The following is a 25,837-nucleotide window of genomic DNA, read 5'->3' on the forward strand; positions in this document are numbered from 1 at the left end:
GTAGTCACCCGACTCTTCCCCTGAAGGTCACGAACAGATAGGCGCAGAGGAGGGCGGCCAGCGACAACGCCAGTCCTCCGCCGACGGGTTGGGCGACGACCCGGGCCGCCGCGACCAGGTAGCGCTCGCCGCCGAAGGGCCATTGCAGCAGGAAGACCCGGTGCATGCGCAGCGGGAAGTCCGCCGCGACGCGCACAGCCGGCCCCGCGAGCGCCTTCTGCACGACGGGCACGACCACGACCGGTACCGCAACGACCGCGGCGAGCCCGGCCGAGGTGGACCGGAAGACCCCGGCGGCCAGCACGCCGGCCCAGGCGCACCCCACCACCAGGCCGAACCAACCGGCGCCGAGGGAGAGCCAGTCGGCCGGAACCCGCGCGAGCTCCCGTCCGTAGACGACGTAGAGCGCTTCGGCGTCGCAGCCCACGGTGAGGAAGGCCAGCATCGCCGCCGTGACCCCGGAGACGAGGAGTTTGGCGGTGAGCAGACCCAGTCGGCGGGGCACGGTGCCGCGGTCGGCGGCCAGGGCGGGATGGCGGAACTCGTCGCCGAACGCCAGCGCGCCGAGCAGTGCCGAGCCGAGCGCCGCTGGCGGCAGGGGAAGTTCCGCCGGCCACGCCGCGAACAGCCGTGCCTGCGGGGTGTGGCCGAGGCGGGCGAGCAGCACGGCAGTGAGGGCGGAGACCATGAGCACGGCTCCGCAGGTGAGGAAACCCGTGCCGATGCCTGCGGCGCGGTGGAGTTCGTAGCGCAGCGGGCGCAGGGGGCTGGGGGCGGGACATACGGCGATGGGGGGCGGGAGAACGGACAGGACGTCGGGAACGGCAGCCGCGGCGGGATTCCTCGAGCCCCCAAGGGCGGGCCGGTCACCGGCCGTCTCGCGTCGTTCGTGCGGGTCGCATGCTTCCGTGAGGGCCGGGCGGCCCTGCGCTGCCGTGTCGGAGGTCTCCGCGTGCGCCTGGAGGGTGGGAGCGCCGGAGGGCTGTGGCGGGTGCGCGGCGGGTGCGGTAGCGGTGATCGCCACGGCGGACGGGGCGGGGATCGACGGTGAGGTGTCGACGGCGGGCGAGTCGCCGTCCGCCGGTGGCCGGCCCTGCTTCCGCAGCGCGCCGACGGCCGGGGCCCGGTCCGCTGCCGTCAGTTCCTGAGTGGCCTGCGCGCGATCCGCGGCGGGCACCTCATGGGCGGCTCCCGAGCGCCCCGGCGCGGACGCGTCGCCCGCTCCGGGGCTCCCACCCTTGCGCGGCTGCCCGACCACGGGCTGTCCGTCGGCGTTCCGCCGTCGGCCCGTCGGCGGTGGCTCGTCCGCGTCGCCGGATCCGCCCTCCGGCGGCAGCCGGTCGACGGCGAACTCATGCACGTCCGGCACGCGTGCACCCGCGCCAGGCACCATGTCGCCGGTCTCGTCCGCGAGTTGGTGGACGAGAATGCCGTGACGGAACGCGATCTCGCCGACCTCGGCCGTCGTACTGCCGTACACGGAGAGGCGGTTGCCGCCCTCCGGCACGACCTCGACGGAGCGCCGCGATGTACGGGCCTCCTTCGCGAGGACGGCGGTCAGACGTGCGGCGTGCGGGCTGCGGACGGCGACGCGGGGACGCAGCCGGGTGCGGCCGAACTCCGCGACCTCCTGGTCCGCGACGAGCCGGCCGCGCTCCAGGGTGACGACCCGGTCGGCGTCGCGAGCGGCTTCCTTGGGCTCGGCCGTGGTGAACAGGACCGTGCCGCCCTGCGCCGCGTGCGCCCTCAGCATGCCGTGCAGCCAGCGGCCCTCCCGGGCGGAGAGCCCGGCGGCGGGATCGTCCAGCACGAGCGTGTGCGGGTCGGGCAGCAGGGCGCAGGCCAGGCCGAGCCGACGGTCCATGCCGCCCGAGAGGGTACCCAGGCGTTCCTCGCGCAGGCTGACGAGACCGACGGCCTCGAGCACCTCGTCGGCGCGCCGGACGGGCACTCCCGCCGCGGCGCAGAGCATGCGCAGGTGACCGCGGACCGTGCGTGCCGGGTGTCCCGGCACGTCACCCAGGAGTACGCCGACCTCACGCGAGGGGTGGGGAACGCGGTGCAGGGGCCGCCCTTTGAAGTAGGTGATCCCGCGCCCCTGCTCAAGTTCCAGCATCAGTCTGAGCGTTGTCGTCTTGCCCGCGCCCGGAGCGCCCAGAAGCGCGGTGACACAACCCGGCCGAGCCTCGAAGGAGACGTCGTCGACGGCGGGCGGGCTCCCCTTGCGGGCGTTGCTTGTCAGTCCGAAGGCCTGGATCACCCGCAGCAAGATAGCGCGATATGTCCAGATTTTCGGGTACCGCTTCGGCGCAGTCGCCCGCCGCCGGAGCCTCAGACCTCGGGACGCAGCATCGGAGGGTTGAGCAAAGTGGCGCCGCCGGCCCGGAAGAGCTGGGCGGGGCGGCCTCCCTGGCGGGTGGTGGTGCCACCGGTGGGGACGAGGAAGCCAGGGGTGCCGGTGACCTTGCGATGGAAGTTGCGGGGGTCGAGCGCGACGCCCCAGACCGCTTCGTAGACCCGGCGCAGCTCTCCGACGGTGAACTCGGGGGTGCAGAAAGCGGTGGCCAGCGACGAGTACTCGATCTTCGAGCGGGCCCGTTCCACTCCGTCGGCCAGGATCTGGGCGTGATCGAAGGCCAGCGGTGCCACCGGCTCGCCGTCGCGGCCGTACCCACCGTGCTGCAGCAGCTCCTCGACGGGCGCCCAGCGCGCGTTGCTGGCGTCGCCACCCGCGCGGGGCGGGGGCAGGTCGGGGGCGAGCGCCAGGTGCGCGACGCTGACCACGCGCATGCGAGGGTCGCGCTTGGGGTCGCCGTAGGTCGCCAGCTGTTCCAGGTGGGCGCCCTGGTCCTGGGCGGGGGCGTGCGGGTCATGGGCGCGCAGCCCGGTCTCCTCGGCGAGTTCCCGCGCCGCGGCCTGTGCCAGGTCCTCGTCCTCCCGTACGAAGCCGCCGGGCAGCGCCCAGCGCCCCTGGAACGGCGGCTCGCCCCTGCGTACCGCCAGCGCGCACAGGGCATGGCGGCGCACGGTCAGCACGACCAGGTCCACGGTGACGGCGAAGGGAGGGAACGCTGACGGGTCGTAGGGCATGCCGCGATCATAGTCGTCTTCCTGACGATAAACACGCCCCTGCGCGGTCAGGATCCCAGCTGCAGGCCATCCGCCGCCTCCTCGACCATGGCCAGGCCGAGTCTGCTGACCCTGGTGGAGAAGGGCGCGCCCGCGACCCGCAGTCCGGTCAGGCCGATCTCGCCCAGGGGCGTGCTGCGCGCGGGGCGCAGGGTGACCGTACGGCCCGGCACGTCGGGGCGGATACCCGTGAGCGCGGTGAGGATCAGCACGGTGGAGGCCGCCGCGGTGGCCGCCGGACGGCAGGCGGCCGGGTGGGGCAAGGGAGCGCCCCCCTCGGCACGCTGTTCCCCGGCGTACATCTCGGGCAGCCGGTGGCCGAAGTGCTCGGCCGCGTCGAGCAGCCCGCGCAGCAGTCCGCCGGCCTCCTTCTCATGGCCCGCCGCGGTCAGTCCGGCGACGGCGAGAGCCGTCTCGTGGACGCGGACGGCTCCGGTCCGGTGGCCGAAGGGATTGTGGCCCACCTCCTTGGCACCCAGCCCGCGCAGGCCCCAGCCGGAGTTCATGGCCGGGCCGCCGAGCAAGCGGGCGAGTTGCTCGGTCTGCTCCTTGTCCAGCAGACCCGGCGCGAGTTCTCCGGCGCCCAGCAGGCCCGTGTCCAGGAGATGGACGGCTGCGGCACCGAGGTGCGGGACGGGGCGGCCGTCCGGGCCGCGGGCAGCGACCGGACGGCCGCCTCCGCGATCCTCGGTCCAGAAGTCGCGCCGGAAGGCGGTCCGCAGTTCCCGCGCCCACTGGCGCAGCCCCTCGCCGCCCGGTCTGCCGCAGCCGTCGAGGAGACCCGCGCCGAGCAGCGCCGCGCGGTGCGCATGGGCCTGCGTCTCGCAGCGTATCGGCCCTCCCGGCTGTGGATCGCAGAGGTATGTGCCCTCTCCCACGGCGCTGCGCAGCCACGTCAGGCAGCGCTCCGCCACGGGGAGCAGTTCCTCCGTATCCCGCTCCGGGAGCCCCCAGCGGCCGGCCTCCGCCAACACGACCGGGAACAGCAGCGTGGCCTCGGTGGCCGTGCAGCCGGGCGGCAGATGGGCTCCCGCGTCCCGACGCGGTCCCGGGACGAGGCCGGCCCGTGGCCCCCGCCCCGTGAGCTGGGTGCGGGCGAGGATGCGCAGGGTGCCCGCGGCGAGCCGGGTGCCGAGCGGCAGTGTCATGCGCGCTGCGGCGAGCGCCTCGGCCGGGGCCGGGCCGCAGCGCCAGGGCACTCCTGCCGCCAGGCATGTGTCGGAAGGCTGCGCGGGGTCGCGCAGCAGCAGGGCCTTGAGGTCCTCGATGCTCGTGCGCAGCAGTGCGGGGATTCTCCGGTCGTCACCCGTCGCGTGGGCGGGGGCCAGGGGGCTCGCCGCGGCTCGTCCCACGGCTCTGACCGGCCCTGCTCGGTCCGCTCTGACCCGCAGCTCCACGGTGGCCGTACCGCCCGGTGGAAGTTCCAGCTCCCAGCGCAGGAGTCCGGCGGAGGCCAGCGCGTCGGCGGGCGGCGGATGGGCCGTGACCGACGAGCCGCCGGTGGGGCAGGTCCAGCGCAGGCCGGAGTCGTGGACGTCGGCGGGCAGTTCGCCACCGGTGTTCCCGGAGGCGATGGCCCTCAGGTCCGCGAGGTCCGTCGCCAGGGCGACCTCGACCGGCAGGCGCAGTGGGTGCGGGGCGGAGCTGCGCAGAGTGATCCGTTCGGTGCCGTCGGCGTCGCGGAGGCGCTCGACGACGACGTCCGGATCGGGTCCCGCTGCCGGGGAGGAGCGCAGGGTGCCCACGAATCGGGCTCGGCCGGCTTCGGTCATCCTGGCCTGCAGCGGCAGCGGTTCACGGCCGGCCACCCTGACCTGGCAGCGGGAGAGCAGGCGGCGGCCCGCCCGGTAGAACCCCTCGAGGCCCCGCCCGGTCAGCTGTCCCCGCTCCGTGGAGATGACGAGGCCGGGCAGGGCGACGCAGACCAGGGCGTCGTGGGTGGGCGGCAGGTCGGCCGGACGGCGTGCTGCCGGGTGTTGTGCGCGCGCGGTGGCATCGCGGCGCGGCGGGGCATGGCCGGGGCCGGCGCCCCGTGGGGGCGGCACGGGCCGGCCCGGGAAGGTGCGCCCGTCGCCAGGGACGGGCTGGGGCGGCTGATGCATGGCGGGCTTCTTCTGCGCTCTCTGCACCGGGGACGTGCCCGGCGCCGGGTGGAGGAGGGCTCGGGACGGACGAGGGACCGGCGGCACGGCCCGTCCTGGCGTTCCGCCACTCAGGTGAACGGAACTCGGCTCCCCCGGGTCACGCCTCCCCCCGGGTGAGCCGCCCGAACGGCGGTGTGGCCGCAGGGCGGCTACCCGGCCCGGATCGCCGCGCCCGTCCCGGCGCAGGAGTGCGAGGCCACCGGAACCCACCCGGACGCCGGGGGCAGGCCGACGGCCGCGCCGGCGACGGACGACCGCCACCTCCAGCAGGTCCCGATGAGTCCTCCGGCCCGTCCTGCCCGGCCTCCCAGCCCTGCCCGGCGCGCGTTCACCCGTCCCCTTCCGTGCCGTTGTGCACGGAGGGTGTGCACTCCGGCGCGGTACCGCCCTTTCGGGCCCTGCTCCTCCCCACCGCTCGCGCGGGCGCGCTCTCCGGTTTCGAGACGCCCGGGCGGGAGCGCCCCGGGGCGGCGGGACGAGCGCGCTCGGACTCCGACGATGCCGCACCCGGGCGCGAGCGGGTGGAGCCCTCTGCCCGACGGGAGCGGTGACGTCGGCGGCCTCCCGACTGCGGTGTGCCCCGGCCGTCCGTGGTGACGTCCGCCGCAGTGACGGCCTCGGGCGTGTCGTCCGATCGCCCGTGTCCGGCGCGCTGCGCGCGCAGACAGCGGCGGATCGACTCCGGGTCCAGGCCCTCGTTGCATGCCTGGTGCAGAAGGCGGGCGAAGAGGTAGTCCGGGTCCGCGCCCAGCGCCATGGCCAAGGCCTCGCGGGCCTCGATGTCGTCGCCCGCGGACCATGCGACCCAGCCCGCCAGGGTGAGGGGTGCGGCGGCGTGCTCGCCGTAGGGCCCTACGCAGCGGCGGGCCAGAGCGCGCCAGAGGCGCAGGGCGGGACCGGCGTCGTCGCCCTCCATCCACGCGGCGGCGCGGTCGCGGGTCGTGCGGTCCTGCAGGCCGAGGATCAGCGCCGCGGCTTCGTCGTGAGCGAGCAGTTCGTCGTCGCGGCGGTCCGCCTGATGCGTGCCGGACACGGCAGGTGCCGCGGCGAACCGGTACATGATGCGTTCGGCGAGGGCGAGGGTTTCCTCCGCCACGTCCGCCCGGGTCGCGTCGTCGAGGATCCGGGGCACCAGGGACATGCCCGCGGCGTCCAGCACGACCTCCTGCTCCAGCGCGGCCCCGGTCTGCCAGGGCAGCAGCCTCGCATGCAACTCGCCCAGTGTGCCGCGTACCTGGATTCCGGCGTAGGTGGCCGCGGCCGCCAGCACGGAGGTGCCGGGCAGGCCCATCGGCACCCCTTCCGCCGGGCAGCAGTCCTGGTTCGGGCAGCAGTACGACCAGAAGCGGCCGTCGGAGATGCACAGCGCCTCGATCACCGGTACGTCGAGGCTGCCGCACTCGGTGCGCAGCAGCTGGGCGAGCGGACGGAGACGCTCCATGACCTCGCTGCCCGACTCGCCCCTTCCGGGTTCCTGGCAGACGTAGGCCACCATCTGCTCCGGGCGGGCACCTCTGCGTTCGCTGCCGGTCACCAGGCCGTGGGCCAGCTGCCGGGCGGCCGCGGCCCAGTCGTCCGGGCCGGCGGGGATGCCGAGCCGGGCCCGTCCGCCGAACCTGCCGCGGCCGTCACGGTCGTGGAGGGCGACCAGGACGATGCTGTCCTCGGGGCGGTACCCGAGCAGATAGGGGAGGGCGTCGGCCAGCTCGGCGGGGGTGCGCAGGGTGACCTGGCCGTCGTGTGCGATGCCTGCGTTCAGCGCCCCCGGTGCGGTGATGTCTCCGTTTTCGGAGGGTCCGGTCGTTTCACTGTGGTTCGTCATGCGTCGACGATCTCGCGGATCACGAAGTTCCGCTTCGACCTGTGGATAAGTCCGAGCAGGGACACGCCAAGCACATACCGCTCCGGGCATCTCGGCCGGCCCGTCTGTCAGTGCCGTCCTGTTGTATGGGACGCATGGACCACACGAACAACGCGGACCTGCGGCCCCAGGCCGACGCCGTCCTCGCCCGCCTCGTCGGGGACGCCACCGGCGCCGCCCGGCTGCGCGAGGACCAGTGGCGGGCGATCGAGGCACTGGTCGCCGACCGGCGCCGGGCCCTGGTCGTGCAGCGCACGGGATGGGGCAAGTCCGCGGTCTACTTCGTGGCGACCTCCTTGCTACGGGCCCGTGGCAGCGGTCCCACCGTGATCGTCTCGCCGCTGCTGGCGCTGATGCGCAACCAGGTGGAGGCGGCGGCCCGGGCCGGTGTCCGCGCCCGGACGATCAACTCCTCGAACCCCGAGGAGTGGGACGCCGTCCAGGCCGAGATCGCCGCGGGGGAGGTCGACGTGCTGCTGGTCAGCCCGGAGCGACTCAACAACCCCGACTTCCGCGACCAGGTCCTGCCCAAACTGGCCGCCGCGACCGGCCTCCTCGTCGTGGACGAGGCGCACTGCATCTCCGACTGGGGCCACGACTTCCGTCCGGACTACCGTCGGCTGCGCACCATGCTCGCCGACCTCCCGCCGGGTGTCCCCGTGCTGGCCACCACCGCCACGGCCAACGCACGCGTCACCGCGGACGTCGCGGAGCAGCTCGGCACCGGGAACTCCTCGGACGCGCTGGTGCTGCGCGGCCCGCTGGACCGGGAGAGCCTCACCCTGAACGTCCTCGGGCTGCCCGACGCCGCCCACCGCATGGCGTGGCTCGCCGACCACCTCGACGACCTGCCGGGCTCCGGGATCGTCTACACGCTCACCGTGGCCGCCGCCGAGGAGGTCACCGCCTTCCTGCGACAGCGGGGGCACGCCGTCGCCTCGTACACCGGCAGGACGGAGAACGCCGACCGGCAGCAGGCCGAGGACGACCTGCTCGCCAACCGGGTCAAGGCACTCGTCGCGACGTCGGCGCTAGGCATGGGCTTCGACAAGCCCGACCTCGGGTTCGTCGTCCACCTGGGCTCACCCTCCTCCCCCATCGCCTACTACCAGCAGGTCGGCCGCGCGGGCCGCGGCGTCGAGCACGCCGAGGTGCTCCTCCTGCCCGGCAAGGAGGACGAGGCGATCTGGGAGTACTTCGCCTCACTCGCCTTCCCCTCCGAGGACCTGGTGCGCCGCACCCTCGACGTGCTCACCCGCGCCGACGGCCCGATGTCCCTTCCCGCCCTCGAGCCCCTGGTGGAACTGCGCCGCTCCAGGCTGGAGACGATGCTGAAGGTCCTCGACGTGGACGGCGCGGTCAAGCGCGTCAAGGGCGGCTGGATCGCCACCGGCCGACCGTGGACGTACGACTCCGAGCGGTACGACTGGGTGGCCCGCCAGCGGAAGGCCGAGCAGCAGGCGATGCGGGACTACGCCGCCGGCACGGGCTGCCGGATGGAGTTCCTGCAACGCCAACTGGACGACGAGGGCGCGAAGCCCTGCGGCCGCTGCGACAACTGCGCGGGCGCGCGTTTCACGGCGGACACCTCCGCGGCCGCGCTGGACGCCGCGCGTGTCGATCTCGGCCGGGCGGGTGTGGAGGTGGAACCCCGCCGTATGTGGCCCACGGGGCTTCCGGCGATCGGCATCGACCTCAAGGGCCGTATCCCCGCCGGGGAACAGGCCGCCTCCGGGCGGGCCTTGGGACGTCTGTCGGACATCGGCTGGGGCAACCGGCTGCGGCCGATGTTCACGCCCGGGGCGGCCGACGCGCCTGTGCCGGACGACGTGGCGCGAGCCGTCGTGGGCGTGCTGACCGACTGGGCCAAGGGCCCCGGCGGCTGGGCCCCGGGTGCGTCCGGCCCGCAGGACCGCCCGGTGGGGGTCGTCACCGTCGCCTCTCGCACCCGGCCACGGCTGATCCACTCCCTGGGCGCCCGCATCGCGGAGGTCGGCCGGCTGCCCCTGCTCGGCTCCGTGGAATACGCCGGTGACGTGCCGCGCGCCTCCCGCAGCAACAGCGCGCAACGCCTCAAGGCCCTGGACGGCGCCCTGACCGTCCCTCCGGAGCTCGCCTCGGCCCTTGCCGAGGCCCGGGGCCCCGTCCTCCTCGTCGACGACTACACCGAGACGGGCTGGACCCTGGCGGTCGCGTCCCGCCTGCTCAGGAGGTCCGGCGCACAGGGGGTGTTGCCGCTGGTCCTGGCCGTCCAAGGCTGACTTCCCCTGTGTCACCGGAGCCCCAGCGGGTAGGGATATAAGCCACGCACCGCCCGATAACAGTCTGTCGCCCCAATTGCTCGTTGCCGCATCGAAGTTCGACAGGAAGAATTGAGGTCCGCTCCCCGCACGGCTCGCTCGTGATCCGGTTGGGCTTTGCTGCGGTGCGCGCTCCCCTGAAACCCGACCCCGCCCGTCCGTATGGGCGCGTAGCCGAAGGGAGGAACGTGACCTTCGGATTCGCTCCGTCGTCGGCGGCACCACTGTCGACGTCCGCGTCCGCCGCTTCCGCCAGCCGCCTGCTCGAGCCCGCGGAATGGGCCGCCGCAGGAATCCCGCTGCTGCGCAACCCCCGTGAGGTGGTCAGCGGGCTGCACGCCCGGCATCAGCCCAAGCCGGCCACCGCGATCGTGGCCGTCCTGGACCCGGACGATCGGCTGTGCGCCAGCGCCTCGTTCGCCCGTCGTCCGGCCCCCGCCGACGGCTGGATGTTCCGCAACGCGCTGCTGGCGCAGCTCCGCCGCGTCATTCCGCACGACCTGCGCCGCCGCACCCCGGTGCGCACCGCCGTGCTGCTCTACTGCCGTGAGGGCGACGCGCGTTGGACGGAGGAGGACGGCGCGTGGATGTGGGGGCTGCGTGACGCCTGCACCCTGCACGGGCTGCGCTGCGGGGCGTACATCACGCTGACCCGGGACGGCTGGCAGGTGCTCGGCGAAGGCCGCGGTGGACGCCGCCCGAGCGCGGACTCGGCGCCGGAGCCCTTCGCCACTTCGGACGCCCCGCCCCCGCTGCCCCGCACCGGTGGCGCCGTCTCGGACGTTCTGCGCCGGGCGGCGGCCCGCTGAGAAACGGCCCGTGCGGGCACGAAGAGTCCGGGCACGAGGAAGACGGTTACGCACCCTGCGACGCACGGCAGGCGCCTGCTTTCGCCAGGCGCTGGTCCGGTGCGTCGCCGGGGCGGCGTACGACGAGCGCGCAGGTGCCGCACAGCGCGGCAAGCCGGCGCGAGGGGCCGCCCCGCGCCGTGGCACGCAAGGGTGCGGCCAGCGGAGCGGCCGTGCAGGGTCCACCACTCGTTTCCGAGGTGCCCCACCGGCGCTGCGCGTCCCCGTCCGTCACACGGGCACGCCGAAGCCCGCTCCGGGCACGTGCCGCCGCGGCGGCACTATTGTCGCCCACGGCACCCCGGACGGTGCCGGACGCGGGTCAGACGCCCGCGCCCAGCACCGAGTTGATCTGCTGCGGGTCACCGCAGACGATCAGCAGGGCACTCGCCCGCGTGTGGGCGAGCGGAAGGGCCTTGGCGGCATCGGCGTCGGAACCGCCGTTGACGGCGACGACGACGACAGGGCGGGAGGCGGCGCGGGAGACCGCGACGGCGTCGGTGTAGAAGACGTCGTCGCCCGCATCGTGCTGCGCCCAGTAGGAGGCTTCACCGAAGGACAGCTCGTGGGCGGCCCACGGGTGCGGTTCGCCGGTGGTGATCACCAGCACGTCACCAGGGGCACGACCCGATTCCAGGAGCAGGTCCACCGCTTCCTCGGCGGCGTCGAGGGCGCCGTCGGCGGAGGCGGGGATCAGCTGGATCTGTGGGGTCGCGGTGGCGGCAGCGGCCGGGCCCGCCGGGCCCGGCTTGGCAGTGGCCGTGTCACGCGGCGTGCGTTGCATCGGGGGCGCGGGCCGGAGAGGGCCGGGACGACCGGGACGCGACGGTGCCGCGGGGCGGGGGCCGGGTACGGGACGGGGGGTCGGCGCGGTACGGCCACTGGCCGGAGTGGCGCGGGGACCCTGGGCACTCTCGTGAATCTGAGGCTCCTCGGGAATGAGAGGCATGAGCTGTTATTTATCAAACGTTGGTGCGGCTCGCATGACCGGGTGGTACATCAGTGCGAGCGGAACCGTCAGAAATCGAAGCCGAGCTGGCCCTCGATCTCCGGAACGCTTCCATCCGCCCAGCTGCGGGCCTTCTTGAGGTGCCGCCACTGGGGCAGCGCATCAAGATACGCCCATGACAACCGGTGGTACGGGGTGGGGCCCCGCTCCGCCAGCGCGGCCTTGTGCACGGGTGACGGATACCCGGCGTTGTCCGCAAAACCGAAGTCTGCATGGTCGATACCCAGTTCGGCCATCATTTTGTCGCGCTGAACCTTGGCGATCACCGACGCCGCCGCCACCGCCACGCACGACCGGTCACCCTTGATCACGGTGCGCACCGTCCAGGGCATGCCGAGATAGTCGTGCTTCCCGTCGAGGATCACGGCTTCGGGACGGACGGGCAGGCCCTCCAGGGCACGGACCGCGGCGAGCCGCAGCGCGGCCGTCATCCCCAGATCGTCGATCTCCTGCGGCGAGGCGTGCCCCAGGGAGTAGGACGTCACCCACTGCCGCAGCGCCTCGGCGAGTTCCGTGCGCCGCTTGACGGTCAGCAGCTTGGAGTCGGTGAGGCCCACGGGCGGGCGGCGAAGGCCGGTGATCGCCGCGCAGACGGTCACAGGTCCGGCCCACGCGCCGCGGCCCACCTCGTCGACACCGGCAATGACCTTGGCTCCGGTCGTGGCGCGGAGTGAGCGCTCGACGGTGTGAGTTGGTGGTTCGTACGGCATGGCGCACTTAGGGTACGCCGCCGGGATCCCCGCGCGACACCCCGGTGCCCCAAGCCGCGCGAAGGCCGCCGCACCGCAGGATCAGGAGTCGTACGGCCGAAGCAGCGGAAGCATCAGCTGGTCGATCATCTCTTCCAGATCCCGGTCAATCCATTCGCTTCCGCCAACTTTTGACCGGTACAGCATCATCGCTGGAATGGCATCGACGACATAGCCGTTGGCCGCATCGGGACGCACCTCACCCCGTTCTATTCCACGGGAGATGACATCGCGCAGCAGCCCGAGGGTCGGCTCCAGCACACCGTCGAAGATCACTTCATGGAAGCGCTCAGCCTGCTCCAAATCGCATTCGTGAATGATGGCGCGCAATGCGAAACCGGGACGGGAGAACATGGCCCGGCGAGCCTGGAAGCACAGCTCGAGAAGGTCTCCGCGCACGCTCCCCGTGTCGGGCGCCTCTTCGAGGCGCGGCAGCCCGGCCCGCAGTGCGTCGACGACGAGTTTCTCCTTGGACGGCCAGCGGCGGTAGACCGCCGCTTTGCCGGTCTGCGCGGCAGCGGCGACCCCTTCCATCGTGAGGCCGTTCCAGCCGACGGTACTGAGTTGCTCCAGCGCGGCGTCGAGGATCGCGCGTTCGAGCACGGCACCGCGCCGGCGGGGGGAGGCCGTCCGAGCGGGAGGGGCCGTCCAGCGCGAGGTAACCATCCGAGTTTCTCCAGTGAGCGGGGGGACGGGGATCCGGACAACAGGGAAGGGCGCCGCACGGCAGCAACGGGGGACGCGGGGCGGCGACATGTCAAGTGAACGCTTGCGTTCCTTATCGGGGAGTCACTACCGTGGACGCGACAGTGAACGCGGTCGTTCACTATCCACTAACGGCTCTGTGGGGGACCCAAGGTGACAGCCTCTCAACTGATCGAGGACGACAAACCGAAGACGGCCCGCCGGGAGGGGCGTCCCGGCATCGCGCTCACCGTCATCGCGGCCTGCCAGCTCATGGTGGTACTCGACGCGACGATTGTGAACATCGCTCTTCCACACATTCAAGACGCGCTCAAGTTCAGCACGACGGACCTGACCTGGGTGGTCAGCGCCTACACGCTCACCTTCGGCGGCCTGCTGCTGCTCGGCGCACGCGCCGGCGACATCCTCGGCCGCCGCCGGGTGTTCATGACCGGCATCCTGTTGTTCACCTTCGCATCGCTGCTCGGCGGTCTCGCACAGGAGCCGTGGCAGCTGCTCGCGGCACGAGCCCTGCAGGGCATGGGCGGCGCGATCGCGTCGCCCACTTCGCTGGCGCTCATCACGACCACGTTCCCCGAAGGCCCGGAACGGAACAGGGCGTTCGGCGTGTTCGCCGCGGTGTCCGCGGGTGGCGGCGCCATCGGCCTGCTCGCGGGAGGCATGCTCACCGAGTGGCTGGACTGGCGCTGGGTGCTCTTCGTCAACGTACCGATCGGCGTGCTGATCGCGTTTCTCACGCCGCTCTACATCAACGAGTCCGAACGGCATCCCGGGCGCTTCGACATCGCCGGCGCGCTCACCTCCACGGCCGGTATGGCAACGCTCGTGTACGGCTTCATCCGGGCCGCCGAGGAGGGCTGGCGGGACAGCCTGACCCTCGCGTCCTTCGGCGCCGCCGTGGTCCTGCTGCTGGCCTTCACGTTCACCGAGAGGCGGGCCAAGGAGCCGATCACCCCGCTGAAGATGTTCGCCGACCGCAACCGGTCGGGCACCTACGTGATCATGCTGAGCCTGGCCGCTGCCATGTTCGGCATGTTCTTCTACATCGTCCTGTTCGTCCAGAACGTGCTGGGCTACAGCCCGATCAAGGCCGGTGTGGCCTTCCTTCCCGTCACGTTCGCGATCGTCGTCGGCGCGGGGCTGTCGCAGCGTTTCCTGCCCTCCCTCGGCCCCAAGCCGTTCATGGCGGCAGGCTCGACGCTGGTGGTGATCGGGCTCGTCTGGCAGACGTTCATCAGCCCCGACAGCTCCTACGTCGGCGGAGTGCTGGGACCGATGCTGGTGTTCGGCTTCGGCATGGGCCTGAACTTCGTGACGGCCACGGTCACGGCGGTCTCCGGTGTCGCCCAGCACGAAGCGGGCGCGGCGTCCGGACTGCTCAACGCCACGCAGCAGGTGGGCGGTTCGCTCGGGCTGTCGATCCTGACCACGGTGTTCGGTTCCGCCGCCAAGGACGAGGCGAAGAAGCAGCTGCCGAAGTTCCTCGCGGACGGCACGCCCGCGCAGAAGGCCGAGTTCGCCAAGACGCACCAGCTGCCCGCGCCCTGGGGACACGAGGTACTGGCCCACGGGATCTCGACCGCGTTCATCCCGGCCGCCGCGATGGCCGTGCTCGCCCTGGCCACCGCCGGTCTGGTGATCAAGGTGCGCAAGAAGGACCTCGAAGCCCTCGCCGGCACGGCGGGCCTGGGCATCGGCTGAGACGACCGGATCGGTACAAGGCCGCGGATGGCCGGTCCGAGCCCGGGGAACCGACAGCAAGGGCGCCCGGCCGGCCATCCGCACATGTGTCACGCCGCCACCTTTCACACCCCACGCCTCCCACGCCCCGTACCTGCGACGCCCCATCACTCGATGACCGCGCGCCCTCCGCGTCGCACGACGTCTGCCGGAACAACGGGCGACGGTGACGCACAGTTCCCGCCGAACACGCAGAGTTCGCGCGGGTCGTGGCGTTCGTACACCGGCCCCGGTTCCGGCGCGGGCAGGCGTCAACCGGCCGTGCGCACCCAGTCCGGCAGCGACTCCGTCCGCTCCACCCACTCGGTGGGCGGAGCCCCCGCCTCCCCGGCTGCGAGGACGCCACCGACGATGGCGCAGGTGGTGTCCACGTCGCCGCCCACCTGCGCGGTCGTCCAGAACGCCGTCTCGTAGTCACCGAGAGCCCGCGCGGCCGACCACAGGGCGAAGGGGACCGTGTCATGGGCACTCGTACGCCGCCCGCATCCCAGCACGGCCGCGACGGTGCCCGGGTCGTCGTAGTCGAGCATGTCCCGGGCGCGCCGCAGCCCCGCACCGACCGCGCTCTTCGGGACGAGAGCGATCACCGAGTCGAGGAGTTCCCCGGGGCCGGGCGGCCCGTCCGGGGCCGCGACCAGTGCGGCGGCCGCGGCGACCGCCATGGCGCCCACCACGGCCTCGCGGTGCTGGTGCGTGGGATATGCGGAGATCTCCGCCTGGTGACTGGCCTGCTCCGGGTCTCCCGCGTACCAGGCGCCCAGGGGCGCGATCCGCATCGCCGCCCCGTTGCCCCAGGAGCCCTGCCCCTTGAAGAGACCGGCGGCCAGCTCGCGCCAGTCCTCGCCCTCGCGGACGAGGCGCAGCAACCGGTTGACCGCCGGGCCGTAGCCCCGGTCGAAGTCGTGGTGGTGGGCGAAGGAGTGGGCCAGTGCGTCCTGGTCGACGCGGTGATGGGCGGCCAGCACCGCGACGACCGAGCAGGCCATCTCCGTGTCGTCGGTCCACTGCCACGGGCCGGCGGGCAGCTCGCGACGCTTCAGCAGGGGGTAGTGCGCCGGAACGAAGAACTGCGAACCCAGCGCATCCCCCACCGCAAGCCCACGCAGGCTGGTCAGGGCTCGTTCCAGGCGCACGGCAGGAGAGGAGTCAGCGGTCATCGCCCCGCCACTCTAGCCGTTGATCCAGTGGGGTGCCGGTTCCCGCCAGCGGTCGAAGGGCCGGTCGAGGGTGTACTTGCCGTCGTCCCCGAGAACGAGCATGCGCATCTCGGCGTTGCCGGGGTTGGACAGCGACTCGAACTCCGCGACGGTCCAGTGGAACCAGCGCATGCAGAACAGGCGCATGGCCAGGCCATGGGTCACCAGCAGTACGTTCGGCGGGTGGTCGGGGTCCTCGAAGCTGCGGAACAGGCTCTCGAGGAAGCCGCCGACCCGGTCGTACACGTCGGCACCGGACTCTCCCTGCGGGAAGCGGAAGAAGAAGTGCCCGTAGGCGTCCCGGTAGGCCTTCTGCAGGCGCACGTCGTCACGGTCCTGCCAGTTTCCCCAGTCCTGCTCGCGCAGCCGGGGTTCCTCGCGCACCCGTATGAGCTCCGGGTCGAGGTGGAAGGCGCGGAGCGTCTCGTGCGTACGCCGGTAGGGGGACACGTACACACTCACGCGTTCGCGTCCGAAGACGTCGCGGAGTGTCTTGCCGGTCTCCTCCGCCTGCCGGCGGCCCCGCTCGGTCAGGGCCAGTGCGTGGTCGGGTTCCCGCTCGTACACGGAGTCATCAACATTGCCCGTTGACTCCCCGTGGCGGACAAGGACGATGCGCCGTGGTCGTGCCATGCCAAAACCCTAGATCCAACGGGAGCCGGTCGAGCACCCGTACGGGCTCCATACGGCGTAGGTCACACGAATCCTGCACCGCAGAGCCCTCAAGGGCGCGGAATTCGCGGGTCCGGATGTCAGACCGTCCAGCTCGGCTCCAGTTCCACTATGTCACCGGTGAGGGCCGCGACGTCCGCCTCCGTCTGTGCGCGCAGGGCAAGGCGTTCCACCCGCTCGGTCCGGTACTTGCCGTGCTCCGCGGCCGACCGCCACATCGACAGCACCAGGAACTCCTGCCCCGGTGCCTCGCCGAACATGCCGCGGATCATGCCGGGCGAGCCGGCCATCGCGGGGTTCCAGACCTTCTCCTGCATGAGTGTGAAGTGCTCGACGCGCTCCTCGTGGATTCGGCAGAGGGCCACACGGATCAGGTCGGTGTCCGTGAACCTCGGTTCGAAGCCGGTCTTCACGTCGAAGCGGTACTCGAACAGCTTGACCTGAATGTCCTTGAACGTGCCCGACTGCGCCGCCGCCAGCCGGTCGTGGGAGCGGGCCATGAAGGAGTCGTAGAAGGCACGGCTCTCCCAGAAGGCGAAGGTGTGCGCCACGCCGGGCCGCTGCCGGCTCCATCCTCCGCCCTGCCCCCGAAACCCCGGCTCCCCGAGAAGCCCCGCCCACTTTCGCTGCCCCCGCTCGAAGCCGCGGCGGTCCACCACGGTGCAGCGAATCCACTTGACCAGCACCGCGCCATGGTAAGGCCACCTGGCGTGGCGCCGGTCACGCTCCGGCGGAGACGGACCGCGCACGCGCCCCCGCGCCCATGGCACGATGGACAACGATCTGTCGCTGCCCAGAAGTTGAGGCAGTGAGGCCTCCAGGGGGAAGGGGACGCCCGGTGACCGGCTTCAGCAAGGGGATCCGCAAGGTGGAGGTCGCGCTCAAGTGGGACCCGAGTCCCACGGGCGAGCCGCCCACCGACCTCGACATCGTCGCCGCGACGTTCAGCGCGGGCGACCCGTACGGCGCTCCGGCCTATGTGGTGCACTTCGACAGCCGGTCGCCCGACGGCACCATCTATCTCAACCGGGACAGCACCGACGGCAGGGGCTTCGGCTGGGACGAGGTGATGACCCTCGAACTCGACCGCCTCGACGGCCGGTACGCGCGCGTGGTCGTCGGTGTGGTCATCCAGCAGCGCCTGGTGGACCGGACCTTCGCCGGCGTCCTGAACCCGGCGGTGCGCATCCGGGAGGGCTACGACGTCCTGGCCGAGGACGACTTCGGCTCGGTGCTCGGGGCGACGGCGGCGGCGGTCGCGGAGTTCACGCACGACGAGTCCGGCAACTGGAACTTCCGTCCCGGGGTGCGCGGCTTCGAGGACGACCCCGCGACCTTCACCAGGTCCATGGGCAGGATGCACCAGCCCTGACGCCCGCTCGGCGGGCGCAGACCACGGGTCGGGCGCTCGCCTGGGCAACGGTAAGGGGCGCCGGCCCATGGCCGGCGCCCCTTACCTCAGGCACTGCGCGTCATCAGCTGCAGCCGCTGGTCGAACCGCAGCCCTCGCAGATGTAGCAGGAGCCGGCCCGCTGCATCTTCGTGCCGCAGGAGAAGCACAGCGGGGCGTCGGCCTGGATGCCCAGCTGCATCTCCACCAGCTCGGCACTGGTGTGGGCCTGCTTCGGGGCGGGCTTGGCCGCCTCCGCCTCGGCCTTCGGCGTGGCGACGGCCTTCAGCTCCTGGGCGCGCGGCGCCGACTGCGCCAGGCCTTCGACGTCGACCTCCTCGTCGGTGGGCTCGTAGGAGCCCGTCTCGAGGTGGCGCTGGCGCTCCTCGGCGGAGTGGATGCCGAGAGCGGAGCGCGTCTCGAAGGGCAGGAAGTCCAGCGCCAGGCGGCGGAAGATGTAGTCGACGATCGACTGCGCCATCCGCACGTCGGGGTCGTCCGTCATGCCGGCCGGCTCGAAGCGCATGTTGGTGAACTTCGAGACGTAGGTCTCCAGGGGCACGCCGTACTGCAGGCCCACCGAGACGGCGATGGAGAAGGCGTCCATCATGCCCGCGAGGGTCGAGCCCTGCTTCGACATCTTCAGGAAGACCTCGCCGAGACCGTCGTCAGGGTAGGAGTTGGCGGTCATGTAGCCCTCGGCGCCACCGACGGTGAAGGAGGTGGTGATGCCGGGACGGCCCTTGGGGAGGCGCTTGCGGACCGGGCGGTACTCGACGATCTTCTCGACCGTCTCGCGGATGGTCGCCTCGGCCTTCTCCGTGACGGCGTCGGTCGCGGACTTCTCCTTCTCCTTGGTCTTGGCGGAGAGCGGCTGGCCGACCTTGCAGTTGTCGCGGTAGATGGCGAGGGCCTTGATGCCCATCTTCCACGCCTCGAAGTAGACCTCTTCGACGTCCTCGACGGTGGCGCTCTCGGGGAGGTTGACCGTCTTGGAGAGGGCGCCCGAGATCCACGGCTGGATCGCGGCCATCATGCGGACGTGGCCCATCGCGGAGATGGCCCGCTCGCCCATGGCGCAGTCGAACACCTCGTAGTGCTCGGGCCTGAGGCCCGGGGCGTCGATCACGTTGCCGTGCTCGGCGATGTGGGCGACGATCGCCTCGATCTGCTCCTCCTGGTAGCCCAGGCGGCGCAGGGCCTGCGGGACGGTGCCGTTGACGATCTGCATCGAGCCGCCGCCGACCAGCTTCTTGAACTTGACCAGGGCGAGGTCGGGCTCGAGGCCGGTGGTGTCGCAGGACATCGCGAGACCGATGGTGCCGGTCGGGGCGATGACGGACGCCTGGGAGTTACGGAAACCGTTCTGCTCGCCGAGGCGCAGGACGTCCTGCCAGGCCTCCGTGGCGGCGGCCCAGACCGGGGTGTCGAGGTCGTCCATGCGGACGGCCACGGTGTTGGCGTCGGCGTGCTGCGTCATGACGCGCTTGTGCGCGTCGGCGTTGCGGGCGTAGCCGTCGTACGGGCCGACGACCGCGGCGAGCTCGGCGGAGCGCTTGTACGCGGTACCGGTCATCAGGGAGGTGACCGCACCGGCCAGCGCGCGGCCGCCCTCGGAGTCGTAGGCGTGGCCGGTCGCCATCAGCAGGGCGCCGAGGTTGGCGTAGCCGATGCCGAGCTGGCGGAACGCGCGCGTGTTCTCGCCGATCTTCTGGGTCGGGAAGTCGGCGAAGCAGATGGAGATGTCCATCGCGGTGATGACGAGCTCGACGACCTTGGCGAAGCGCTCGACCTCGAAGGACTGGTTGCCCTTGCCGTCGTCCTTGAGGAACTTCATCAGGTTCAGCGAGGCGAGGTTGCAGGACGTGTTGTCCAGGTGCATGTACTCGCTGCAGGGGTTCGAGCCGTTGATGCGGCCGGACTCCGGGCAGGTGTGCCAGTGGTTGATCGTGTCGTCGTACTGGATGCCCGGGTCGGCGCAGGCCCAGGCGGCCTCGGCCATCTTGCGGAAGAGGGCCTTGGCGTCGACCTCCTCGATGACCTCGCCGGTCATCCGCGCCCGCAGGCCGAACTTGCCGCCCTGCTCGACCGCCTTCATGAACTCGTCGTTCACGCGGACCGAGTTGTTGGCGTTCTGGTACTGGACCGAGGTGATGTCGTCGCCACCGAGGTCCATGTCGAAGCCCGCGTCGCGCAGGGCGCGGATCTTCTCCTCCTCCTTGACCTTGGTCTCGATGAAATCCTCGACGTCGGGGTGGTCGACGTCCAGGATGACCATCTTGGCGGCGCGGCGGGTGGCACCACCGGACTTGATGGTGCCGGCGGAGGCGTCGGCGCCGCGCATGAAGGAGACCGGGCCGGAGGCGTTGCCGCCGGAGGAGAGCAGTTCCTTGGAGGAGCGGATCCGGGAGAGGTTCAGGCCGGCGCCGGAGCCGCCCTTGAAGATCATGCCCTCTTCCTTGTACCAGTCGAGGATCGACTCCATGGAGTCGTCGACGGACAGGATGAAGCAGGCGGACACCTGCTGGGGCTGCGAGGTGCCCACGTTGAACCAGACGGGGCTGTTGAAGCTGAAGATCTGGTGCAGGAGGGCGTAGGCCAGCTCGTGCTCGAAGATCTCGGCGTCGGCGGGCGAGGCGAAGTACTTGTGGTCCTCGCCGGCCTTCCGGTACGTCTTCACGATGCGGTCGATCAGCTGCTTGAGGCTGACCTCGCGCTGCGGGGTGCCGACGGCACCGCGGAAGTACTTGCTGGTGACGATGTTGACCGCGTTCACCGACCAGAAGTCGGGGAACTCGACGCCGCGCTGCTCGAAATTGACCGAGCCGTCGCGCCAGTTGGTCATGACGACGTCACGGCGCTCCCAGCTCACCTCGTCGTACGGGTGCACGCCGGGGGTGGTGTGGATGCGCTCGATGCGCAGGCCCTTGGCCGCCTTGGCGCCCTTGGATCGGGAACCTCGTGCCGGACCGCTCGCCGTCTCTGTCATGCCGCCTCCCTGGTACGGGCGAAAACGCCCTGAAATGCCACGATGTTCCCGTGACACGGTGATCTGTCTTGTGTTGCGGACGCCTTCACGCTGCCGCCCGCAACAGGCCTCTGGTCGCCGCCGTCCCGCCGGAACCGGTGTCTCCGCCCCGTTCCGGCCCGCCGGTCAGTCGGCGTGGGCGGGCACGGGGACCTGCGAAGTCCCTCCGGGCCCGCGATCGTCTTCCTTGCTCCCCGCTCCCGCGTCCTCGTCGGCCGTGGCGGGTCCTCGCGTCCCCTCCCTGAGTTCCGCGATCGCGGCCTCGAAGTCCTCGAGCGAGTCGAAGGCCCGGTAGACGGAGGCGAATCGCAGATAGGCGACGAGGTCGAGTTCCTGCAGCGGTCCGAGTATGGCCAGCCCCACGTCGTGGGTGGTCAGCTCGGCGCTTCCGGTGGCCCGCACCGCCTCCTCGACCCGCTGGCCGAGCTGGGCGAGTGCGTCCTCGGTGACAGGCCGTCCCTGGCATGCCTTGCGCACGCCGTTGATGACCTTGGTACGACTGAAAGGCTCGGTGACTCCGGACCGCTTGACCACCATGAGCGAGCACGTCTCCACGGTCGTGAAACGACGGGAGCAGTCGGGACACTGGCGGCGCCTGCGGATGGACGTGCCGTCGTCGGTCGTACGACTGTCGACCACGCGGCTGTCGGGGTGCCTGCAGAAGGGGCAGTGCATGATCTCCAACCCTCCTCACAGCAGACTCAACAGCCCCAGAGACCTCACGGGCCCCTCGGAGCAGCCACAAGCATAGGGGATCACCGGAGCATCGCCGACCCGGGGGACCACAACTTGTGGGTAGCTGCAGCAATCCAACCACTACATGTGGGGCTTGGCCCATACAACAACACGCTCGCGTGTCGCAGATGTACCGCTCATGCGGATACGGAGATACCGTGGGCGCCGCACGGAGGTCACGTAGGACTCCGGCACAGAAGGGGCCCGGCAACCCGGTTGACGGGATTCCGGATGGCACACTGGGAGCGCAGCCCACGAGGCCGCCACCCCGGCGGTGAAGAGTACAACAATGAGCCCTTTTGTCCGCCAGGTGCCGCGTTGGCCATACACCCGCACACACGACAACGTCAGGTGAACCGCGTTTTTTCACTCGAACGTGTGTTTGGCGCAACCTTTCGAAAGCAACTACCGTTGTCCAGCAGGGAGACCATCGAGAGGGGCCGACGTGACCACCACCGCAGACAGCGCCGCCACCATCACCGCCCAGGACCGCTCCCAGGGCCGACTCGAGCCGGTGCACGCGATGAACGAAGCCACGAATCCCGAGGGACACAAGCGATCCCTGCCGGGCCGACCTCCAGGCATCCGGGCGGACAGCTCCGGACTCACCGACCGGCAGCGCCGGGTGATCGAGGTCATCCGGGACTCCGTACAGCGGCGGGGCTACCCGCCGTCGATGCGGGAGATCGGCCAGGCCGTGGGCCTCTCCAGCACGTCCTCGGTCGCGCACCAGCTGATGGCGCTGGAGCGCAAGGGCTTCCTGCGCCGTGACCCGCACCGCCCGCGCGCGTACGAGGTGCGCGGCTCCGACCAGTCGGTCACGGTGCAGCCCACCGACACCGCGGGCAAGCCGGCCGCGTCGTACGTTCCGCTGGTCGGCCGCATCGCCGCCGGTGGCCCGATCCTCGCCGAGGAGTCCGTCGAGGACGTCTTCCCGCTCCCCCGGCAGCTGGTCGGTGACGGCGAGCTCTTCGTCCTCAAGGTCGTCGGCGACTCCATGATCGAGGCCGCGATCTGTGACGGCGACTGGGTCACCGTCCGCCGCCAGCCGGTCGCCGAGAACGGCGACATCGTCGCCGCCATGCTCGACGGAGAGGCCACCGTCAAGCGCTTCAAGCGCGAGGACGGCCACGTCTGGCTCCTGCCCCACAACGCGGCCTACGAGCCGATCCCCGGTGACGACGCGACCATCCTCGGCAAGGTGGTCGCGGTGCTGCGCCGCGTGTGACCACCGCGGCGGACGGCCGGGAGCGGCCCGTCCACTGACCGGGCCCCGGAACCTCTGCGCCGGTTCCGGGGCCCTGTGCTGTGCAGGGCCGGGTACCGGGCGGCTCTGTGAGTGCCGGGGGCCGCTCCCGTACCGGAGCGGCCCCCGATCACCCGATCACTTTTCCTCCGCCTGCTTGGCCGCCGCGTCGATGGCCGCCAGCGACTTGCGGACCTGGTTACGGTCCGTGGTGTACCAGAAGTCGGGCAGTGACGTCTTGAGATAACCGCCGTACCGCGCGGTGGCCAGCCGCTGGTCCAGTACGGCCACCACGCCCCGGTCCCCCGACGCCCGTACGAGACGGCCGGCGCCCTGGGCCATCAGGAGCGCGGCGTGAGTGGCGGCGACAGCCATGAAGCCGTTGCCACCGGCGTCCTCCACCGCCTTCTGGCGGGCGCTCATCAGCGGATCGTCGGGACGCGGGAACGGGATCTTGTCCATCACGACCAGCTGACAACTGGGACCGGGGACGTCGACGCCCTGCCACAGCGACAGCGTGCCGAACAGACAGGTCCTGGGGTCGGCCGCGAAGTTCTTGATCAGTTCGCCGAGGGTCTCCTCGCCCTGGAGCAGGATCGGGAACTCCGGGATGCGGGAGCGCAGCTCCTCCGCGGCGAGCTGGGCCGCCCGCATCGAGGAGAACAGACCGAGCGTGCGGCCACCGGCGGCTTGGATGAGTTCGGTCAGCTCATCCAGCATGTCGGCACGGTCTCCGTCGCGCGCCGGGCGGGCCAGGTGCTTCGCGACGTAGAGGATGCCCTGCTTGGGGTAGTCGAACGGCGAGCCGACGTCGACGCCCTTCCACTGCGGGGCGTCCTCGTCTTCCGTGCCTTCGGGGGCGAGCCCCAGGGAAGCCCCGACCCCGTTGAAGTCACCGCCCAGCTTGAGCGTGGCGGAGGTGAGGACGACGGAGCGGTCCGCGAAGAGCTTCTCCCGCAGCAGGCCCGAGACGGACATGGGGGCGACGCGCAGGGAGGCGCCGAACCGGTCATGGCGCTCGTACCAGACGACGTCCCACTCGGATCCGTTCACGATCCGCTCCGCCACGTCGTGCACCGTCTCCACGGACGCGAGTGCCTGCTTGCGGACCGCGTCCTCGTCCTGCACCGACTTGTCACGGGTGGCGCCGATCGCGGAGATGACCGTCCGGGCCGCGTCCCGCAGGGCCATCAGTGCGTAGCCCAGGTCCTCCGGGATCTCCTCCAGACGGCCCGGCAGGGCCAGCTCCATGAGCCGCTCGAAGCCCTCCGCCGCGGTCTGCAGCTGGTCGGCGGCCTTCTCGTTGACCAGTTTCGCGGCACGGCGCACGGCGCGGTTGACCTGCCCGGGGGTGAGCTCGCCGGTGGCCACACCGGTGACACGCGAGACCAGCTCGTGCGCCTCGTCCACGATCAGCACCTCGTGCTGGGGAAGCACCGGCGCGCCCTCGATGGCGTCGATGGCGAGCAGGGCGTGGTTGGTGACGACGACCTCGGCGAGCTTGGCGTGCTCGCGGGCCGCCTCGGCGAAGCACTCGGCGCCGTAAGCGCACTTCGAGGCGCCCAGGCACTCCCGGGAGGACACCGACACCTGCGACCAGGCTCGGTCCGAGACGCCGGGTGTGAGGTCGTCGCGGTCACCGGTCTCGGTCTCGTCCGCCCAGTCACGCAGTCGCAGCAGGTCCTGGCCGAGTTTGCTGGTGGGGGCTGCGGTCTCGAACTGGTCGAACAGGCCCTCCTCCTCGTCCTGTGGCATGCCCTCGTGCAGACGGTGCAGGCACAGGTAGTTCGACCGGCCCTTGAGCATGGCGAACTCCGGGCGGCGGCGCAGCAGCGGGTGCAGCGCCTCGACCGTGCGCGGCAGGTCCCGCTCCACCAGTTGGCGCTGCAGGGCCAGGGTGGCGGTCGCCACGACGACGCGCTCCCCGTGCGCGAGCGCGGGCACGAGGTAGCCGAGCGACTTTCCGGTGCCGGTGCCGGCCTGGACCAGCAGGTGGGATCCGTCGTCGATCGCCTCGGCGACCGCTTCGGCCATCGTGACCTGGCCGGGGCGCTCCGTACCGCCGACGGCTGTGACGGCGGCGTGCAGGAGTTCGGGGAGTGAGGGCTTAGTCATAGCGCGACAACCCTACGACCAGGCACTGACAAACGGCGGATCAAGTGCGCAACCAGGGCTGGGATCACGGAGACCCGGGGCTGGATCAAGATTTTTTCCCATTCGTCCGGCGACTGGGAACCCGGCCGGTCCGGCCTTCGTTCCATGAGTGACGACATCGTTACGGAGTGCTACATCAGGTGGCGCAGGGATCTGTCCCGGATCATGAGGGCGGCCCGCTTGGCGGGCAGGTCGACCTCGGCGCCGAACCGGAAGCCGGCGCCCAGGAAGGCTGCCACGGAGGGGGTGTTGCGAAGATCGGGTTCGGCGACGACGCGCGCACAGGCCGGGCGGTGGTCCAGTACCAGGTCGGCCACTGCTCTGAGCAGGGCCGAGCCCCGTCCGCGTCCACGGTCGGCGACGGCTCCCACGAGGAGATGGAGCCCGGTGTCGTGCGGGCGGGCCGGGTAGTGGCGGGCCAGCGGGTCCAAGTCGGCCCGGTACACCTCCCAGTAGCTCATCGGAGTGCCGTCCAGCACGCCGAGGCACGGGACGCTGCGTCCGTCGCCGTCGAGTTGGGCGCGCAGATGGTCCTCGGTCCGCGTCGGGGAGCCGGCCAGCCCCCAGAACGCGGAGACGGCCGGGTCGTTCATCCAGCGGCTGATGAGCGGCAGGTCGCGTTCGATGCGGACCGGTCGCAGCTGGAAGGTGCCCACGGGCGTCGCGGTCGGGCCCCAGTACTGGATGCCGTCGAGAAGGTCGTCGGCGGGCGGGACCCGCGGGCCCGTGTCTTTCCGGTACCCGGGCACGGGGTCCGCCGCCTCCCGGGTGCCGGTCGCCTCCGTGGCGAAGAGGGCGACGAGTTCGTCGGGCAGCCGCAGGTCCAGTGTGTCCTCGCCGTTCCCGGCCGGCTCGGGGTCGTCCGGGTGGGTGGGGACACGGCCGGCGTCGGTGCTCGCGTCGATGGGAGGCACGGGCGCTCCTCTCAGGA

19 protein-coding genes are annotated in these 25,837 nt (G+C 71.5%); 5 read left to right on the forward strand and 14 right to left on the reverse strand.

Annotated features, from left to right (window positions below; all coding sequences use genetic code 11):
• Positions 1-4: 4 nt before the first annotated feature.
• The 4 genes from ACFY0F_RS27485 to ACFY0F_RS27500 form a co-directional block, all read right to left on the reverse strand.
• Complete coding sequence (locus ACFY0F_RS27485) at positions 5-2,260, reverse strand: ATP-binding cassette domain-containing protein (protein ID WP_388799635.1); 2,256 nt, start codon at positions 2,258-2,260, stop codon at positions 5-7.
• 71 nt (positions 2,261-2,331) lie between these two features.
• Entirely contained in the window at positions 2,332-3,090 is a 759-nt protein-coding gene (locus ACFY0F_RS27490; protein WP_388799638.1) for an NUDIX domain-containing protein, read from the reverse strand.
• Between the two features lie 47 nt (positions 3,091-3,137).
• The gene (locus ACFY0F_RS27495) at positions 3,138-5,231 is read right to left on the reverse strand and encodes a glycogen debranching N-terminal domain-containing protein (protein ID WP_388799641.1); all 2,094 of its coding nucleotides are present in this window, start codon (positions 5,229-5,231) and stop codon (positions 3,138-3,140) included.
• Between the two features lie 370 nt (positions 5,232-5,601).
• On the reverse strand, positions 5,602-7,095 hold the full coding sequence (locus ACFY0F_RS27500; protein WP_388799644.1) for a DUF4192 domain-containing protein: 1,494 nt from the start codon (positions 7,093-7,095) through the stop codon (positions 5,602-5,604).
• Between the two features lie 134 nt (positions 7,096-7,229).
• Between ACFY0F_RS27500 and ACFY0F_RS27505 the strand changes: the two genes are divergently transcribed.
• Both ACFY0F_RS27505 and ACFY0F_RS27510 read left to right on the forward strand, forming a co-directional pair.
• Positions 7,230-9,395, forward strand: coding sequence for a RecQ family ATP-dependent DNA helicase (locus ACFY0F_RS27505; protein WP_388799646.1), 2,166 nt, complete (start codon positions 7,230-7,232; stop codon positions 9,393-9,395).
• 227 nt (positions 9,396-9,622) lie between these two features.
• Positions 9,623-10,243, forward strand: coding sequence for a hypothetical protein (locus ACFY0F_RS27510; protein WP_388799649.1), 621 nt, complete (start codon positions 9,623-9,625; stop codon positions 10,241-10,243).
• Positions 10,244-10,604: 361 nt separating this feature from the next.
• Here the strand turns inward: ACFY0F_RS27510 and ACFY0F_RS27515 are convergent, their stop codons facing one another.
• The 3 genes from ACFY0F_RS27515 to ACFY0F_RS27525 all read right to left on the reverse strand — a co-directional run bounded on the left by ACFY0F_RS27515 (position 10,605) and on the right by ACFY0F_RS27525 (position 12,706).
• On the reverse strand, positions 10,605-11,231 hold the full coding sequence (locus ACFY0F_RS27515; RefSeq protein ID WP_388799652.1) for a hypothetical protein: 627 nt from the start codon (positions 11,229-11,231) through the stop codon (positions 10,605-10,607).
• A 68-nt stretch (positions 11,232-11,299) separates the two neighbouring features.
• On the reverse strand, positions 11,300-12,001 hold the full coding sequence (locus tag ACFY0F_RS27520; protein WP_388799654.1) for a ribonuclease HII: 702 nt from the start codon (positions 11,999-12,001) through the stop codon (positions 11,300-11,302).
• A gap of 81 nt (positions 12,002-12,082) precedes the next feature.
• Positions 12,083-12,706, reverse strand: coding sequence for a TetR/AcrR family transcriptional regulator C-terminal ligand-binding domain-containing protein (locus tag ACFY0F_RS27525; protein WP_388799657.1), 624 nt, complete (start codon positions 12,704-12,706; stop codon positions 12,083-12,085).
• A 192-nt stretch (positions 12,707-12,898) separates the two neighbouring features.
• Between ACFY0F_RS27525 and ACFY0F_RS27530 the strand changes: the two genes are divergently transcribed.
• Complete coding sequence (locus ACFY0F_RS27530; protein WP_388799659.1) at positions 12,899-14,446, forward strand: MFS transporter; 1,548 nt, start codon at positions 12,899-12,901, stop codon at positions 14,444-14,446.
• A gap of 290 nt (positions 14,447-14,736) precedes the next feature.
• Here ACFY0F_RS27530 and ACFY0F_RS27535 read toward each other — a convergent pair whose 3' ends face one another.
• The 3 genes from ACFY0F_RS27535 to ACFY0F_RS27545 all read right to left on the reverse strand — a co-directional run bounded on the left by ACFY0F_RS27535 (position 14,737) and on the right by ACFY0F_RS27545 (position 17,039).
• Positions 14,737-15,642 (reverse strand): ADP-ribosylglycohydrolase family protein, encoded by a 906-nt coding sequence (locus ACFY0F_RS27535; RefSeq protein ID WP_388799662.1) that lies wholly within the window; start codon positions 15,640-15,642, stop codon positions 14,737-14,739.
• 12 nt (positions 15,643-15,654) lie between these two features.
• A complete protein-coding gene (locus tag ACFY0F_RS27540; RefSeq protein WP_388799665.1) occupies positions 15,655-16,314 on the reverse strand; it encodes a histidine phosphatase family protein in 660 nt (219 codons plus the stop codon).
• A gap of 119 nt (positions 16,315-16,433) precedes the next feature.
• Positions 16,434-17,039, reverse strand: coding sequence for a YdbC family protein (locus ACFY0F_RS27545; RefSeq protein ID WP_388799668.1), 606 nt, complete (start codon positions 17,037-17,039; stop codon positions 16,434-16,436).
• Between the two features lie 152 nt (positions 17,040-17,191).
• On the opposite strand from ACFY0F_RS27545, the gene ACFY0F_RS27550 reads away from it, so the two are divergent.
• Positions 17,192-17,725, forward strand: a complete 534-nt coding sequence (locus ACFY0F_RS27550; protein ID WP_388799671.1) for a TerD family protein — start codon at positions 17,192-17,194, stop codon at positions 17,723-17,725.
• A gap of 103 nt (positions 17,726-17,828) precedes the next feature.
• On the opposite strand, the gene ACFY0F_RS27555 is transcribed toward ACFY0F_RS27550, so the two are convergent.
• Together ACFY0F_RS27555 and nrdR are read right to left on the reverse strand one after the other, a co-directional pair.
• Entirely contained in the window at positions 17,829-20,732 is a 2,904-nt protein-coding gene (locus ACFY0F_RS27555) for a vitamin B12-dependent ribonucleotide reductase (RefSeq protein ID WP_388799673.1), read from the reverse strand.
• A gap of 165 nt (positions 20,733-20,897) precedes the next feature.
• Positions 20,898-21,446 (reverse strand): transcriptional regulator NrdR, encoded by a 549-nt coding sequence (gene nrdR, locus ACFY0F_RS27560; protein WP_388799676.1) that lies wholly within the window; start codon positions 21,444-21,446, stop codon positions 20,898-20,900.
• Between the two features lie 505 nt (positions 21,447-21,951).
• On the opposite strand from nrdR, the gene lexA reads away from it, so the two are divergent.
• Entirely contained in the window at positions 21,952-22,734 is a 783-nt protein-coding gene (lexA, locus tag ACFY0F_RS27565) for a transcriptional repressor LexA (protein WP_388799679.1), read from the forward strand.
• Between the two features lie 156 nt (positions 22,735-22,890).
• Here the strand turns inward: lexA and ACFY0F_RS27570 are convergent, their stop codons facing one another.
• Positions 22,891-24,867 (reverse strand): ATP-dependent DNA helicase, encoded by a 1,977-nt coding sequence (locus tag ACFY0F_RS27570; RefSeq protein WP_388799682.1) that lies wholly within the window; start codon positions 24,865-24,867, stop codon positions 22,891-22,893.
• Positions 24,868-25,037: 170 nt separating this feature from the next.
• Positions 25,038-25,820, reverse strand: a complete 783-nt coding sequence (locus ACFY0F_RS27575) for a GNAT family N-acetyltransferase (protein WP_388799685.1) — start codon at positions 25,818-25,820, stop codon at positions 25,038-25,040.
• Positions 25,821-25,837: the final 17 nt, after the last annotated feature.

The organism is Streptomyces sp. NPDC001544 (genome assembly GCF_042894285.1).
Classification (GTDB): Bacteria; Actinomycetota; Actinomycetes; order Streptomycetales; family Streptomycetaceae; genus Streptomyces.